Consider the following 15,279-nt stretch of genomic DNA (forward strand, 5'->3'; position numbering starts at 1 on the left):
GAGCAGACAGTTTTTGAGGAGTAGACAACTTGCCAGAGTTTCCCCCTGACAAGCGCGGACCGTATGGGAGCGACCCCGATTCCCAGACAACAGGTCGTCGGCTCCGTGCCTCCTCTCGCCCCCGGTTCCGCGGCGACACCGCCGCCAGTGAAAGCGACTCGACACCGCAGTCGAGCTCGCCGCAGCAGAATTCTCGGCAGTCTGAGCCTCGCCGCTCGGACTCCCAGCGTCGTGACTCCAAGCAGCTGCCGACCTCGGCGGTGAATCCTCGCCGGTCCCGCACGAACTCGGACCACAACCCCGGCCAGAACTCTGGTCAGGACTCCACACGGTCCGCCGACGCCCGATCCGACTATTCGTTCCGCACAAGCTCTCGCGGACCCGGAGAGCAGTCGGACAACCGACTCGGCGACAGCACCCGTGACACAGGATCAGCGACCCGCTCGCCGCATGCACCGCCTCCGCGCCCGGTCGCCCCACGCACTCGCCGCGAAGCCCGCATGCTGCGAGCTGCCGCCGCAAGCGGAGCCTCTGCCGCCGGAGTGGCCGCAGCAGCAAGCTCGAACACACAGGATGATCCGGACGCCGGCTCACGGCGCGGTCCTGCCCACGATGCTCCGCGCACCTTCGCACGGGACGAATCGGCCGCCTCGGCGAGGGATTCCCACGATTTCGACCACACGGACAACGACGCCGATACGGGCTCCGCTCCGACGACTCGCCGCGACGCCCGTGAACGGCACGCGGCCGAATCCCGAGGCCGGGGCCGAAAGAAGTCATCCGCCACACGGGGCGCGCGCAGCGCCGCGGCCGCAGCAGCGGTCGGTGCGGGCGGCACTGCGGCAGCAACCGGCGCATCGTCTGCCGCGAGAGGAGCCGACGAGAACGGCTCCGCCCACGGCGAGAAGTCGACCGGTCACGGACCGGGACGGGCCCGCCGCCATTCCTCCCGCCTCGGCGAATCGTTCCCCAGCCTCGTCGGCTGGACCTCACTGAGCACCCTGCTGCCCGGTGTCGGACTGCTGCGCACACGCTTCCGGCCCGCCGGGCTCATCGTCTTCGGTCTCTTCGTCCTCACTCTGCTCGTCGGGCTCGTCTACCTGCTGGTCAAGGGACCGGTGCGTGCGATCGCCACGATCGTCGCCAGCCCCTCGCTGCTCAACTTCCTCGCCATCGCCGCCGTGCTCGTGGCCGTGATCTGGATCCTCGTGATGGTCGTATCCCACCTCGGGCTGCGCCGCGGACACCGATACCGGCCCTGGCAGAACAAGATGGCCGGCGTCCTCGTCGTCTCCCTCGCCCTCATCATCGGCATCCCGCTCGGCGTCGGCTCGGTCTTCGCCCGCGTGCAGTCCGACACGGTGGCCAGCCTCTTCGGCGACAGCACGGGCAAGGCCCACAGCGCCGAAGACCTCTGGGCGGACAAGCCCTATATCAACGTCTTCCTCATGGGCCGCGACAATGGCGACGATCGTGAGGGCACCCGCCCGGACACGATGCTCGTGGCCTCCATCGACACGAAGACCGGCAACGCCGCGCTCATCTCCGTGCCCCGTAACCTCGCGTTCCCGGTCTTCCCCGAAGGCAGCGAACTCGAAAAGGCGTGGCCCGACGGATTCCGCCCCTCCGGTGACTCGTCCGAGGACCTCATCAACGCCGTATGGCAGTGGGGCGAACAGAACCCCGACAAGATCGGAAACCCGCACGGACTCGAACCGGGCATGTGGGCGACGATGCAGGCCGTCGAAGGCTCGTTGGGTCTCAAGCTCGACTATTGGTCCTCGGTCGACATGGCCGGATTCGAAGACGTCGTCGACGCCATCGGCGGAGTCAAGATCGACGTCGAACGCCCGATCCCGATGGGCGGCGGAAAATCGATGTCGGGTGTGAAGAACGAGATCTACGGCTGGGTCGATCCGGGCCCGCAGACGCTCAAGGGCAAGGACGCACTCTGGTACGTCCGCTCCCGTGAAGGCAGCGACAACTACGACCGCATGTGCCGTCAGCAGCGGATGCTCAAGACCACTCTCGAGCAGATCGACCCGCAGGAGATCGCCACGGCCTATCCGAAGCTCGCGAACTCCGCGACGCGGAACATCGCCACGTCGATCCCACAGAACGAGATCCCGGCCTTCATCGAACTTGCCATGATGATGCAGAAGGGCGACGTCACCACAGTCCAGATCAACAATGACGTCACCCCGACCTACGACCCCGATTACGATGTGCTCCACAAGTGGATCCTCGGCGAAGTCAAGGGTGCGTCCGACGGCGAGGAGACACCGAAGCCGACGAACGACGGCAGCAAGTCCCAGGAATCCGAGGACAGCACCGGCTCGACCGAGGACAGCACCGAAGACACCGCCACCGATGAACCGGCCGATTCCGCGGATGGTTCCACGGACGAGGCCGGCGCCGAGGCGGACGCCACCGAAACGGCAACGCCGGGTGAGCCCAACGCCGAAGGCAAGTGCTACCCGAAGGGCTTCAAGCCCGGTGACGACTTCCCCGGCTACCCCGGGCCCAACGGCGGAACCGGCGAGCAGGGGTGAGTCAGGCTCCACAGACTCCCGCCCCCGCGGTCGCGATCATCGGCGTCGGACCGCGAGGTCTCACCGTTCTGGAGAGGCTCGTGGCTCTGGCTGCGAAACGCTTCGCCGGCACCGTCGGCGCGTCCCGCAGCGCGGCTGACGCCACCACCGAGACCGCGCTGACCATCCACCTCATCGACCCGTACCCGCCCGGCGCGGGAATCGTGTGGCGCACCGACCAGCCCGAGTCTCTGCTGATGAACACCACCATCGCCGAGCAGACCGTCTTCCCCGATTCCAGCTGCAGCTTCCTCGGCCCCGAAGAAGCACCGACCGGACCGTCCATGGCCGAGTGGTACCTTGCCAACGGCGGCACCGAACCGCTGCACTCGACCTTCCCCAGCCGCAGTCTCTACGGCCGCTACCTCCGCGACGCCTACCGGCGCATCCGCGAGGGCGCACCGGACTTCATCGAGATCGTCGAACACCCGACGAAGGCCGAATCCGTCATCGACCTGCCCGCGATGGACCTCCCCCAATCGGTGGCAGAGAGTTCACGGGCCACTGTCCCCGAGCAGCTCGTGCGCTGCCAGAACGGCACGACGATCGTCGCCAGCGCCGTCGTGCTCGCCGTCGGTCACATCCCCAGCGCCCAGCCGGAGGAGCGCGCCCGCCTCGCCGCTTTCGCCGAACTGGGCGGCGGGCTGTACCTGCCGCAGGGTCTGCCCGCGGAAACCCCCGTCACCGAGGTGGCCCCCGGTGAGCGGGTCATCGTCCGTGGCATGGGGCTCAACTACTTCGACCTGCAGACCCTGTTCACTCATGAGCGCGGCGGTCGCTATGAGACGCAGCCCGGCGGACTGCTGCGGTATGTGCCCAGCGGTGACGAACCGCGGCTGGCGCTGGGATCACGACGCGGAATCCCGTACCGCAGCAAACCGATCTGTCATGAACATCCTCGGCGGGACTGGCCCCTGCGGTACTTCACGAAGGACAATATCGCTCTGCTCGCCGGGATCGAGCACCTCGACGGGGAACGCAAGGCCGGTGCCCGATTCAATGATCAGCTGTGGCCGCTCATCCTCGCCGACCTGCGTCTGGCGTACTATCACACGCTCTCCCAGGTCCGTCCCGAAGCGTTCGCCGATGACCCCGGCCAGCTGCGCGAGGCCATCGGCGAAGCCGTCTCACGTCACCTGACCCGGCGCACCTGGCAGGAAACCCACCCGCAGTCGGGCGAAGTCGGTGCTGGCGAGGCTCGGACCGCTGCGCCCGCTCGCGCCGCGGCAAGCGCTACGGCCACGTCCGGTGCTGCACGAACAGCCGGCGCCACGGCCACGTCCAGCGCTGCACGAACAGCCGGCGCCACGGCCACCGAGGATGCCGCCCGTCAGGGCCGCGTCACCCGTGAGGCCTTCGCCTGGTCGGAGATCGAAGAGGCACTCGTGCCCGATCCTGCCGACCGCATGTCACTGCACACCCTGCTCAACCCGCTCGAAGGTGAGCTCTTCACCAGCCGCGAACCCGGCGAGCCTGGTTCCCTGCACGAGTGGATGCTCGATTTCCTGCGCACCGACCTGCGCAACTCTCTGGCAGGTCCGACCGGCAGCCCGGAGAAGGCGCTCTTCACCGTGCTATGGCAGTCCCGGCTGCTGCTCAAGGAGCTCATCGTCGCAGGTCACATCGACCGCGTGAGCATCGACATGGAGATCCTCGGCTGGTTCGAGGGCTTCGTCTCCGGCATCTGCGATGGGCCTCCCCCGCAGCGGATCGCGGAACTCATCGCCCTCGCCGAGGCGGGAATCGTATCCTTCATCGGCCCCGATATGCGCATCGAAGAAAACCCTGACGCTCTCCGCGAGAATCCAGAGGCGCCCGAAGCTGAGGCAGAGACCGCAAGTTCCGGCATCGCCGCACGCCCGGACGGGGTCGATAGCACCACTGCCAAAGCAAAGGGACTCACCAATGAGGCGCAGAAGCCGCGGCCAGAGATCTTCACGGTCACCTCGGCGCAGGCCGCGGGAGCGATCACGGGCAGCGTCGTCATCGATGCCGCGTCCCCGACGAACTCCGTCTCGCGCGCTGCCGATGTCCTGCTCTACGGAATGCTCGAACGCGGTCAGCTCACCGCGGCCCGCCTGACCTTGGACGACGGTCGAGAGAAATTTCTCAACGGACTCGCACTCACGTCTCGGCCGTACCGCACCATCGATGTCGAGGGCAACGTCCACCCGCGCCGGTTCGCTCTGTCGATCCAGCTGTCGTCGAAGCAGTGGGGGCTGGCGATCGCAGCGAACCCGGGCACGAACGCGGCCACGCTCAACGACTCGCACGCAGCCGCCGAGGCGATCCTCGACCTCCTCTGAGGCCGCGTACTCGTCCTCTTCTAAAGCTCAGCAGGCTCTCCCCGGACGCCAGTCGCCGAGAACTCTCGGCCCATCCGCGTCTCCGCGGACGCTGACGACCCACCCGCGACTCCGCTTCCGCCGCCAGCACACTGTCCATCAGCGGACCACACCACCCGCGACAGTTGCCGAACTCCGCGCCGCGCAATGCACGAGGCGAGTTTCGGTACACCCTTCTCTGTAATGCACATGGAGGAAAGTGAGCGGCCGAGCATCGAACGCGAACAGCCCAGTCTAGGGTGAATGGCCCAGTTTCAAACATGGGCTATTCAACTCAAACTGGGCTGTTCGCAGAGGCGACGCCGCGACGCACCGGGCCGGCAGCGTGGCGCCGCGGCCGCCCCGGCGGCTACGCCATTTCGAGGGCGGCTTCGGGCTTCGTGGTCCGGGCCCGGACGATGGCCAGCAGCGACATCACGATGCCGATGACCGCCCAGGCCAGGAGTCCGCCGTATGCGGCAGCCTGCCCGCTGGTGCCCGCGGCGATCGCTGCGAAGCCGTTCATCGACGGAGTCAGCGGCAGGATCGGCGCGACGAAGTCGAAGAACTGCGGCACCGCCCCGATCGTCTGACCCGCCACGGCCAGCACGACGGCGATGACCGACAGGAACCGGCCCACTCCCCCGAACCACGCTACGAGTGCGAAGTTCAAGATCATGAACACGATCGCTGAGACGAACGTGAGCACTGCGATGTCGAAGCCTTGGATCGTGTCGATGTCCATCACGGTGACCGCGAGGATCGAGAGCACGAGCGCCTGCAGCACCCCGACCACGAGGCCGGGCAGCAGTCCGCGCGCCCACACGGCGAACGAGGACTTCGTCGAGAGCAGAGCCCATGCCGGGATCGGCTTGAGCACCGTGTAGGTGACGAGTCCGCCGATCCACAGGGCGAGCATGATGAGCAGGGCGATCGTCGATCCCGCCAGCACATCCGTGACGCTGTCCGTGTCCGGGGATGCGATATTCGCCGAGGCGACCTTGGCCAAGCGGTCACGTTCCGGAGCCGTGTAGGACGGCACTTCGTCCGCACCGTCCTTGACGCCGTCGGCGAACTTGCTCACGCCCTTCGCGTACTTGCCCGTGCCCTCATCGAGCTTGTCGAGGCCGGCTGAGAGTTCGGAGGTGCCGGTTGCGGCCTCGGAGACGCTGTCGGTGTACTTGCCGACGCCGGTGCTGTATTCGCTCAGCCCGTCGCTGAGCTGACCGGCACCGTCGGAGAGCTCCGAGGAGCCGTCGGCGACCTTGCCGATGCCCTTGGACAGGGCCGGCATTCCGTCGGCGAGCTGCTGGTTGCCGTCGGCGACCCCGGCGGCACCATCACGCAGCCCCTTCGAGGCCTCGAGCAGCTTCGGGGCGTTCTTCGAGATGTCCTCCATGCCCTTCGTCAGCTCATCGAGGCCGTCCTCGAGTCCCTTGACGAACTTGGTCACGCCGTCGGAGAGCTCCGAAGCCCCCTTGGCGAGTTCATCGGACCCGCCGAGGAGGGACGAACCGTTCTGCTCCTGCTCGAGCCCGTCCACGGCCTGGTTCAGACCACCCGAGGTGCCGTTGAGCAGCCCCTGAGCGTAGGCCTGTTCGATTCCCTGGCAGACCTGATCGGGGGTGCCGGTCGGGCACATCTCGGCCCGTGCCTGCTCCGCCTCGTCCTTTGTCATGATGCCGGCAGCCACGAGCGCGTCGAGATCAGGCTTCGTCCCGGCCAGCTGATCGGCCTTGTCCGCGCCCTCTTTCAGCCCGTCACGGTAATGGTGCAGTCCGTCGGAGAGGCCTGAGGCGCCCTTGGACACACCATCGGCGCCCTTCTCGAGCTCCTTGCCGCCCTTCGTGATGTCACCGAGGCCGCCTTCACCCGAGTCTCCGGACCCAGCGAAGCCCTTGATGATCTCGTCGATGGACTTCGTGTACTCGTCGACACCGTCGGAGAGCTCACCGGAACCGTCGGCCAGCTTCTGCGTGCTCTCGGGCAGCTTCGAGGTCTTCTTGTCGAGTTCGTTCAGGCCCCCGGACATCTCCGAGGCGCCCTTGGACAGTTCGCCGGCGCCCTTCGACAGCTCCGTGGCTCCGGACTTGAGCTCGCCGCCGTTGTCACTGAGCTGCTTCATGCCTTTGGACAGCTCGCCGGCACCTTCGGCGGACTGTCCGGTGCCTTCCTTGAGGCCTTCGGCGCCCTTGTCGAGTTCCCCGGCGGCGTCGCCGAGGTCCTTCATCTGGTCGCCCATCTTATTGAAGCCGACGTAGATGTTGTCGAGGTAGTTTTCGGTCATCTGCGTGTTGAAGGTCGTCCGCGCCACCTCGGCGACGGATCGGGAGATCTGCGTATCGAGCGCGGGAACGGTCCCGGAGACGTCGACGTCGAGCTGCGTCTGCGTCGCCGACTTCGCATCATCGACCGAGGTCACAGCGCGGGAGAAGCCTTCGGGGATGGTCAGCTTCGCGGCGTATGTGCCGTCGGACAGCCCGTTCTGCGCATCCTCTTCGTCGGTGATGACCCAGTGGATGTTGTTCTCGTCCTCACCCACCAGACCGCTGGTCAGCTGACGGCCGATCGGCACGGTCTTGCCGTCGACCTTCGCCCCATCGTCGTTGTTGACGATGGCGGCTTCGATGGTCTCGAGACGATCGCCGCTCTTCCACGTGGCGAGGATGAATCCGGCCGCCACGATGATCGGGATGAGGACCAGGCCGAGGAGGGAGAGCCAGTTCACCGGCTTCTTCGAGTTCGCACGTTCGAGTCTCACGACTGCACACCTTCCATGTTGGTGCTGTCGACGGCGTGGGTGTGTTCGCCGTCTGATTCGCTGTCGGTTCCGCCCCGCTCATCGGGTCGAGCCTCGTCGAGGTCGAGGTGGAAGTAGTTCGTTTCGGGATCGAAGATCCCTGTCACGTCTCCGTCGGGCAGGCCGAGGATGACGGTGGTGCCGTCGGCGACGAGCTGCGGCAGCAGGTCGCGCAGGTCCCGTGCCGGTCCGGCCGTTTCCCGTGCCCCGGCCGCGAGCTTCTCCGCCCCGTCGATGACGAGCAGATCCGGCGCCGAGGCGGCCATCCGAGAGATGTCGCGCGGGCTGATCATCCGGTCGGCTTCACCCCGATTGAGGTCGAGGTAGGGAACCTGTCGGCGGACCCGTCCGGCGTGTTCGGGCAGGACGTTCTGGCCGATCTTCATCTCCCCGGCCGTGAGTCCGACGCGGCCGGACACGGCGAGCAGGAGAGCCCGGCGGGAATCGCCGCTGGCGACGAGGATCTGGCCGGGCAGCAGGGAGATGTCGACGCGGGCGAAGCCGCGGTCTCCGGAGTACACGCCGATTCCGCGTCCGTAGACCCGGTAGTCCGAGTTCGGCTCCGGCCAGTCCCGCAGGGCCACTTCGTGAGCGAGGCCCTCACCTTCGACGTCGAGGCGCGGCAGGATCCGATCGAGCCACTTCGGCAGCCACCAGGCCTTGTCGCCGAGCAGCTGCATGATCGCCGGCACCAGCGACATGCGCACGAGGAAGGCGTCGACGAAGATGCCGGCGGCCAGGGCGAGCGCGATCGACTTGATGATCGGTTCGCCGGCAGGCACGAAGGCTGCGAAGACGGAGAACATGATGATCGCCGCGGCCGAGACGACGCGGGCGGAGGAGGCGAAGCCGGCCCTGATGGCGTCCTTGGCCGAGGAGCCGTGGACATAGGCTTCGCGCATGCCGGAGACGAGGAACACCTCGTAGTCCATCGCGAGGCCGAAGAGGATGCCCATGACGATGATCGGCAGGAAGCTGATGACCGGTCCCGTCCCGTCGATGCCCAAGGGGCCGGCGAAGAGTCCGTCGTGGAAGACGAGGACGACCGTGCCGAAGGAGGCGAAGACGGAGAGGAGGAACCCGCCGGTGGCCTTGATCGGCACCGCCACGGAGCGGAAGACCATCATGAGCAGGATGATGGAGAGTCCGACGACGAAGATGCCGAAGGGCACCAGAGCCTTGCCGAGCTGGTCGGAGACGTCGATCTGGATCGCGGTGGCACCGGTGACGGCGGTGTCGAAGTCGAAGTCGTCCTCGATCTCCGTGCTGAGGTCCCGCAGCCGATCCACCGTGTCGAGGGTCGCCGGATCGTCGGAGGCGGTCGTCGGAATGATCTGGAAGAGCCCGACGGTCGCGTCCCGGTTCGGGGTGGCCATGATGACCTGCTCGACGCCGTCGACTTTCTCGATGCGCTTCTCGATCTCCTCGACGTCACCGAGCGGATCATCGCTGGTCACGATCTGGCTGGTCATGACCAGGGGTCCGTTGTAGCCGGGCCCGAAGTGCTCGTCGATGAGGTCATAGGTCGCCCGCGCCGGGGTGCCCTGCTCCTGATCGCCTGCGGTGGGCAGGGACAGCTGGAGCTGGGTGGCGGGGATCGCGAAGAGCGCGAGGCCGCCGACGATGACGACGATCGTCAGCAGCGGGATCTTCGTGACGACCTTGAGCCACCCGGCGAAGAACTTGTTCATGATCGTCGGCGGGTACGGGTCGCCGCCCTCGGCGCGCGCCTCGTCGGCGATCCTCTCCCGCAGTGCCGGGTCGGTCGTCTCATTGGGGGTTCCTGTGGAACCGTCGCCTGCCTCGGTGCCGGTCGATGATCCCTTCGCCGAGGCGGTCGTCCCGGTCGTCGCCCGCTGCGTGGCCGCGGCGTAGGCCTTCCGGTAGCGCTTCGTCGGCTTCGGGGTGATCTTGGACTTCACGAGTCCCAGCAGGGCGGGGACCATCGTCAGGGAGATCATCACGGCCACGGCGACGGAGCCGGAGGCCCCGATTCCCATGATCGTGAGGAAGGGGATGCCGGCCAGGGACAGGCCGAGGAGTGCGATCATCACGGTCATGCCCGCGAAGACGACGGCGGACCCGGCCGTCGCGACGGCGCGTCCGGCCGCCTCGACGGGGTCGTGGCCTTCGGCGAGGAGGTCGCGGGCGCGGGAGACGATGAAGAGTGCGTAGTCGATGCCCACGGCCAGGCCGAGCATGAGCGCAAGCATGATCGAGGAGGAGTTGATCGTCGCGAACGCGGTGCCGCCGACGATGAGCAGCACGGAGATGCCGACGCCGATGAGCGCAGTGATCAGCGGCATTCCCGCGGCTCGGAAGGAACCGAGTGTGAGCAGGAGGACGATGAAGGCGATGACGACGCCGATGCCTTCGACCCAGGAGATCTCGACACCGGTGATCTGGAAGAGCTCACCGCCGCCTTCGACCTGCGCTCCGGGCAGGGCATCGCGCAGCGGGTCGAGCGCCTCGATGAGGTTGTCGCCGGCGTCCTCCCCGACGTCCTGCTGAGTGCCGTCGTATTGGACGGAGATCATGGCCGCCGTCTCGTCCTTGCTGATGGCACCCTCGACGAGGTCGGAATACGGGGAGGTCACCGTGTCGACGTGCGGGAGGTCCTCGATGCGGTCGATCTCGTCTTCGATCGCGTCCTTGTACTTCGCATCCTCGACCGAGTCTCCGTCGTCGGCGACGACGATCACCGAGGCGGAGACGCCGGCGGCTTCGGGGAACGTCGACTTCATCGAGTCCAGAGCCGTCTGCGCCTCCGAACCCGGGAGTGTGAAGTCATTGTCGAAGTCCTTGGAGAAGGCGGCGACTCCGGCTCCGACGAGGACGAAGATCAGCAGCCACGCGGCGATGAAGCGCCACGGGGTCCGATACGCACGACGGCCCAGGGCGTAGAGGAAAGTTGACACGAAAACCTCGATACAAAAGTGTATTGGATACAGTATTGTATTGTTGTGCAATACCCACCCTCCATGCAAATGGATCCCAGGTTGAGCGAGGATTCCCATGAGATGCTCAGGCGCCTCGCTCTCCGCCCCGCCGTCGCTGCCGGCTCCGATGCCGGCGCAGAGAACTGCACCACCTTGGCCATCGCCGACCCCACCGCAACGAAATGACGATGAACACAGACGAACTCAGCCCACGCAGACGCCAGACCCGATCCACCCTCGTCCAGGCCGGCACCTCGGTCTTCGCCGTCCGCGGCATCGACGGCGCCTCGATCGAGGAGATCTGCGAGGCCGGAGGCCTGACCCGCGGGGCGTTCTATTCGAACTTCTCCAGCCGTGACGATCTGGTGCTCGCGATCATCGAGATGCGCATCTCGGAGAATCTCGATCGTCTCGACGACACGATCCAGCGGTGGTCCGAGCAGCTCATGGCCACTGCCGAGGTGCCGGAGATCAAAGCGCTGATGACGCAGTTCATCGACGATGTCTTCAATGAGAAGAAGCAGACCGTGGCCGAGACGATCACGGAACAGGAGATCGAGCTCTACTGCCTGCGGGTTCCGCATCTCCACGCCCGCTATGTCGAACTCAACGCCACTCAGCTCGATCGGCTGGCCGCACTCGTGACCACGGCCCTCGATGTCGCCGGCGCCACGACGAAGCAGCCGCTCGGCGACTTCCTCACGGTCATCATCTCCGTGTTCAACCGGATCGCCCTGACTGCGGCGGCCGGGAAGAAGATGGACGAGCACGTCGACATCGATCCGAGCCTCATCGTCGAGGTCCTCATGCACCTCATCGATTTCTGTCCCGACGCCGAGGTCTGAACGCTTCTGCCCCGACAGCGATACCTGGAGGCTTCTGCCCCTATGACAAGGTCTGAACGCGCTCGACGAACCGGCTCGAGGCACTAAGGTGGTGCCCGTGAACGAACTCCAGCGCGAATTCTCTGCTTTCATCAACAATATGGACGTCCGCCTCGGCGCGTTCGTCCTCGCCGACCTCCCCGAAACCTTCGAGAAGGAGGACGGGGAGACCGTGAAGTTCCCGAAGGACTTCGGGCCGAAATCACTGCCGATGCTCGAACTCTTCGTGCTCTCGAAGTTCCCGAACACCGAAGAGATCCTCAAGCCGGAGAACCGCCGCTTCTTCGAAGGACTCATCCGCTACCTCGGCGAAACCTATCTGCGTGCGATCGGCGGGGTCTGGGACCACGACGAGTCGACAGGCAACGGGATGCCATTCATCCGCCCCGACAATGCCGACGGCCCGGCCGCCGGTGAACCGATCCCGCTGGTGGGAATCGTGCTGGCCGCCGTCGACCAGCGCAGCGCCGAGGTGTTCACCGCAGTGCTCGACAAGGCTAGGGAGCTCCTCGGCGGGGACGGCCAACCGCGCCGCAAGTGCACGGGGCTCTCCCTCGGGGTGCTCAATGCCGAGAACTCGAGCGAGGAGGAGGTCGAATTCCTCACCCGCTTCATCGGCACCGTCGAACCGGGCATCGCCGCCTGGACTCAGGAGCAGGCCGATCCGAGTTCGTGGGGCTTCGACCGGGAGAGCCTCGCCCGTCTGGGCAAGCAGGTCGCGGTCCGCTACGACGGCCCCGACGACATGATCGCCGAGGACGAGACCCCCTTCACCGCCGGTGCCATGCGCTTCATCGGTGAGACGGTGCGCCGCATCGCCTTCGGCCAGTGGCGCTACGGCGCCGAACTCGAAGCCGATGATCCGCGCAGCAGGCAGCCGTTCATCCGCTTCGTCGTCGGCGATCAGAATCTCGACCTCGTGCCGTGGCGACTCATCCAAGCCGCACTGGAGAACGACGATGCGATCGCGTCCGCCCTCGACGCGGTCATCGAGATGCGCGAGCAGGAAGCCGCCGAGGCGGACGAGAGTTCCGATGATTCCGCCAGTGCGACGGACGGAGCAGACGAGAACTGAGCGGCCGCCGCCGGTTCAGAGTTGGAAGCGGCGGTTTCCGTGCAGACCGTCGGCCGGTGACCCGGGTGCGAGGTCGATCTGTTTGCGCGCCGGATCGATGCGCACGCTCACCAGGGTCGCCGAACGATCCCCGTAGGCGGCGCCGGGCGCCGGAGTGCAGCACACAGGCGCGTCTCCCGGTCCAGTCGTCAGCAGCTTCGTGAGATCTCCGACCGCGACGGGCGCGTTCTTCGCACCATCGGTCGGGGCGGCACCGTCAGTCAAGGCGACGCTGCCGGTATGGACGGCGCTGTCGGACTCGGCGGCACCGCCTGCCGGGGCCTCTCCGCCACGCGCCAGCGCACGTTCGGCTTCGAAGCGCACGACCGCCTCGGCGAGGTGACGGTACCGTTCCTGCGAGGTCGAATCCGGGCGCAGCTCGAGCCCACCATCGAGCAGATCCGGGTGCAGGAAATGGTTTGTGTGGATGAGGAACCCAGACTCCCCCGTCTCCCCGTCGGCCCCGTGCACCGCGCGGGCCCGTCGCTCGCGCTTGAGTGCACCGGCGATCTCCACCTGGACGGCCGCCTCGGCGGTGATGACGGTGATGATCGACGATGATGACGTCGGGGCGGAGTCGATGATCTCGAGCGCCTCGGCGAGGGTGCCCGCTTCGGCCAGGACACGGGCGAGGATCATGTGGATGGGCACTCCCCCGGCCGTGTCGCCGGTGTGCTTGAGGATGTTGAGCAGGACGCCGACGCCGGCCTCGTTGAGACCGATCTTGCCGAGCATTCCGAACTCGGCGATGCCCACATGCCGGTGCTGCCCGGGCACGGCACCGACATCGTTGAAGTGCCACAGAGTGGAGAAGTCCGCCGCCCAATCCCAGTTCTGTGCGGCCACGGAGGCGCCAGGATTGGTGTGGCTCACGGTCGAGCATTCGGTCGGCGCGGCCGGTGCCTGGGTCATGATCTCGGTCCGGGCGACGATCTCCATGAGCTCCGTGACGTCGATGCCCGCTCCGGCTGCGACGGCGTCGACCTCCTCGGCGCCGGTCGGCCACCATTCCTGCAACCGCTGCCAACTCGACCTTGCTGCCGAGTGCACGGCCGCCTCGGTGATGGACAGATGCGAGAAGTAGCGCCGATACGCGTCCAGGGTGGAGGCGATTCCCGTGCGCAGCTCCTCGCCACGGCGGTGGCCGCGTTCGACGTGGTCGCTCGCATGGACGGCGAAGGTCACGGGCCGCACCTCGGCGGCGGGAACGAATTCGGTGCTCATGCTGGTTCCTCCTTGCTGTCTCTCTTCTTCAGGTCGGGCCCGGCTCAGTCCTTGCCGACGAGAGAGCCGACGCCGATGTCGATACCGAGATAATGCATGTGCGCGGCGGTTTCGGCAAGGGCGGCGAAGAGGTTGAAATTGTGCAGGCTCTCGAAGCCGCGGGACCAGTGCAGGCCCGCCGCGATCGAGTAGACGCTGTGGTCGTCGGTGGCCTCCATGCGGGCGCGGATCTCGCCGAGGCGTTCGTGATGGTGTTCGACGAGTTCGACCTTGCGGTCATGGAGCCCGCGGAAGCGGAAGCCGTGGGCCGGCAGCACCGCCACGTCCTCGTCGAGCTCGCCGATCTTCTCCAGCGAGCGCAGATAATCGCCGAGGCTGTGCGTGATCGCCCCGGAGTCGAGGCCGATGTTCGGCGTGATCGTCGGCAGCACATGGTCGCCGGAGAAGAACAGTTTGTCCTCGTCGCGGACGAACGCCGAGTGCCCGTAGGTGTGACCCGGCGTCCACATGGCCGTCACTCGCCCCTCGTCGAGCGGGAGTTCGGTGCCGTCTTCGAGGACGTGGATGTTCTCGGGCAGCCGGCTCATCGCCTGTCTGTACAGGTCCATCGAGTCGCTCTTCGACCCGCCCTTGTTCGATCCGACCTGGAGGCTTTCGACTTCGGCCCAGCGATCTTCGGGGACACCATAGGCGCGGGCGATGTTGAGGTTGGGGTCGATGCCGGTGCCGAGGTCGACGGCGTTGGTGTAGAAGCGCTTGATCGCGCGCAGGTCCTCGCCGTGCATGGCGACCCAGGCGTCGGGGTTCTTCGCGAGGAGTGCGGGCACGAGCCCAATATGGTCGCGGTGATAGTGGGTGATGGCGATTCCGTGGATATCGGCGACCGTGAAGCCGAGGTCGCCAAGCGCCGAGGTGAGCGCCAGGTACTGGTCCTTGCCGTCCCAGCCCGGGTCGATGAGGACGACGCCGGAGCCGTCGGCGAGGGCATAGCAGTAGGTGTAGACGAGAGGGTTGTTGGGGATCGGGACCGGGAGGGCCCAGACACCTTCGGCGACCTGTTCGACCGGCGGCAGGACTCGATCCTTCCATGCCGCCGACTGCTGGGAACTGAGCGTTTCGATCGCCATACTGCTCTCACACCTCTCGTGGGGCCACATTGTCCGTTGACTGCAATCTACTCTGTTTCGCGTCGGCGCTGACGGTTCGTTCGATAACTGGGCACGGCACCACCCGACCTGACTACCGATATCGTTGCCGATATTGACGGTATTCATCGGAAAGGTCACGATTTCACACTGATACCCGTTCCGATCCTCGGCGATGGTTTCGTTTTCAGTACCTTGGGCGTTAAGATCATGACGCACATCACTTCCGGGCCGGTCATCGATGGCGACGTCGACGGC

Annotated in this window: 9 protein-coding genes; 5 read left to right on the forward strand and 4 right to left on the reverse strand. The window is 66.4% G+C overall.

All coding sequences use genetic code 11. The features are described from left to right. Positions 1-29 precede the first annotated feature (29 nt). Together ACOZ9V_RS16405 and ACOZ9V_RS16410 are read left to right on the forward strand one after the other, a co-directional pair. Complete coding sequence (locus tag ACOZ9V_RS16405) at positions 30-2,552, forward strand: LCP family protein (protein WP_434591805.1); 2,523 nt, start codon at positions 30-32, stop codon at positions 2,550-2,552. Next, the gene (locus ACOZ9V_RS16410; RefSeq protein ID WP_181270837.1) at positions 2,549-4,897 is read left to right on the forward strand and encodes an FAD/NAD(P)-binding protein; all 2,349 of its coding nucleotides are present in this window, start codon (positions 2,549-2,551) and stop codon (positions 4,895-4,897) included. The genes ACOZ9V_RS16405 and ACOZ9V_RS16410 overlap by 4 nt, the downstream gene beginning before the upstream one ends. Before the next feature lie 388 nt (positions 4,898-5,285). Here the strand turns inward: ACOZ9V_RS16410 and ACOZ9V_RS16415 are convergent, their stop codons facing one another. Together ACOZ9V_RS16415 and ACOZ9V_RS16420 are read right to left on the reverse strand one after the other, a co-directional pair. Continuing rightward, a complete protein-coding gene (locus ACOZ9V_RS16415) occupies positions 5,286-7,676 on the reverse strand; it encodes a YhgE/Pip family protein (protein ID WP_434591809.1) in 2,391 nt (796 codons plus the stop codon). Further along, positions 7,673-10,633 carry an MMPL family transporter gene (locus tag ACOZ9V_RS16420; RefSeq protein ID WP_434591812.1) on the reverse strand — a complete coding sequence of 987 codons (2,961 nt, stop codon included), beginning with the start codon at positions 10,631-10,633 and terminating at the stop codon, positions 7,673-7,675. The genes ACOZ9V_RS16415 and ACOZ9V_RS16420 overlap by 4 nt, the downstream gene beginning before the upstream one ends. Before the next feature lie 81 nt (positions 10,634-10,714). Between ACOZ9V_RS16420 and ACOZ9V_RS16425 the strand changes: the two genes are divergently transcribed. The 3 genes from ACOZ9V_RS16425 to ACOZ9V_RS16435 all read left to right on the forward strand — a co-directional run bounded on the left by ACOZ9V_RS16425 (position 10,715) and on the right by ACOZ9V_RS16435 (position 12,613). Beyond that, positions 10,715-10,840 carry a hypothetical protein gene (locus tag ACOZ9V_RS16425; protein ID WP_434591815.1) on the forward strand — a complete coding sequence of 42 codons (126 nt, stop codon included), beginning with the start codon at positions 10,715-10,717 and terminating at the stop codon, positions 10,838-10,840. A gap of 2 nt (positions 10,841-10,842) precedes the next feature. Beyond that, the gene (locus tag ACOZ9V_RS16430) at positions 10,843-11,499 is read left to right on the forward strand and encodes a TetR/AcrR family transcriptional regulator (RefSeq protein ID WP_434591818.1); all 657 of its coding nucleotides are present in this window, start codon (positions 10,843-10,845) and stop codon (positions 11,497-11,499) included. Positions 11,500-11,596: 97 nt separating this feature from the next. Continuing rightward, positions 11,597-12,613, forward strand: a complete 1,017-nt coding sequence (locus ACOZ9V_RS16435; protein WP_434591821.1) for a hypothetical protein — start codon at positions 11,597-11,599, stop codon at positions 12,611-12,613. A gap of 15 nt (positions 12,614-12,628) precedes the next feature. Here the strand turns inward: ACOZ9V_RS16435 and ACOZ9V_RS16440 are convergent, their stop codons facing one another. Together ACOZ9V_RS16440 and ACOZ9V_RS16445 are read right to left on the reverse strand one after the other, a co-directional pair. Next, positions 12,629-13,876: a C45 family autoproteolytic acyltransferase/hydolase gene (locus tag ACOZ9V_RS16440; protein WP_434591824.1), complete on the reverse strand. Its 1,248-nt coding sequence runs from the start codon at positions 13,874-13,876 to the stop codon at positions 12,629-12,631. Between the two features lie 44 nt (positions 13,877-13,920). Further along, positions 13,921-15,003: an MBL fold metallo-hydrolase gene (locus tag ACOZ9V_RS16445; protein WP_434591827.1), complete on the reverse strand. Its 1,083-nt coding sequence runs from the start codon at positions 15,001-15,003 to the stop codon at positions 13,921-13,923. Positions 15,004-15,279 lie beyond the last annotated feature (276 nt).

The organism is Brevibacterium sp. 1718 (assembly GCF_051131255.1).
Lineage (GTDB): Bacteria > Actinomycetota > Actinomycetes > Actinomycetales > Brevibacteriaceae > Brevibacterium > Brevibacterium sediminis.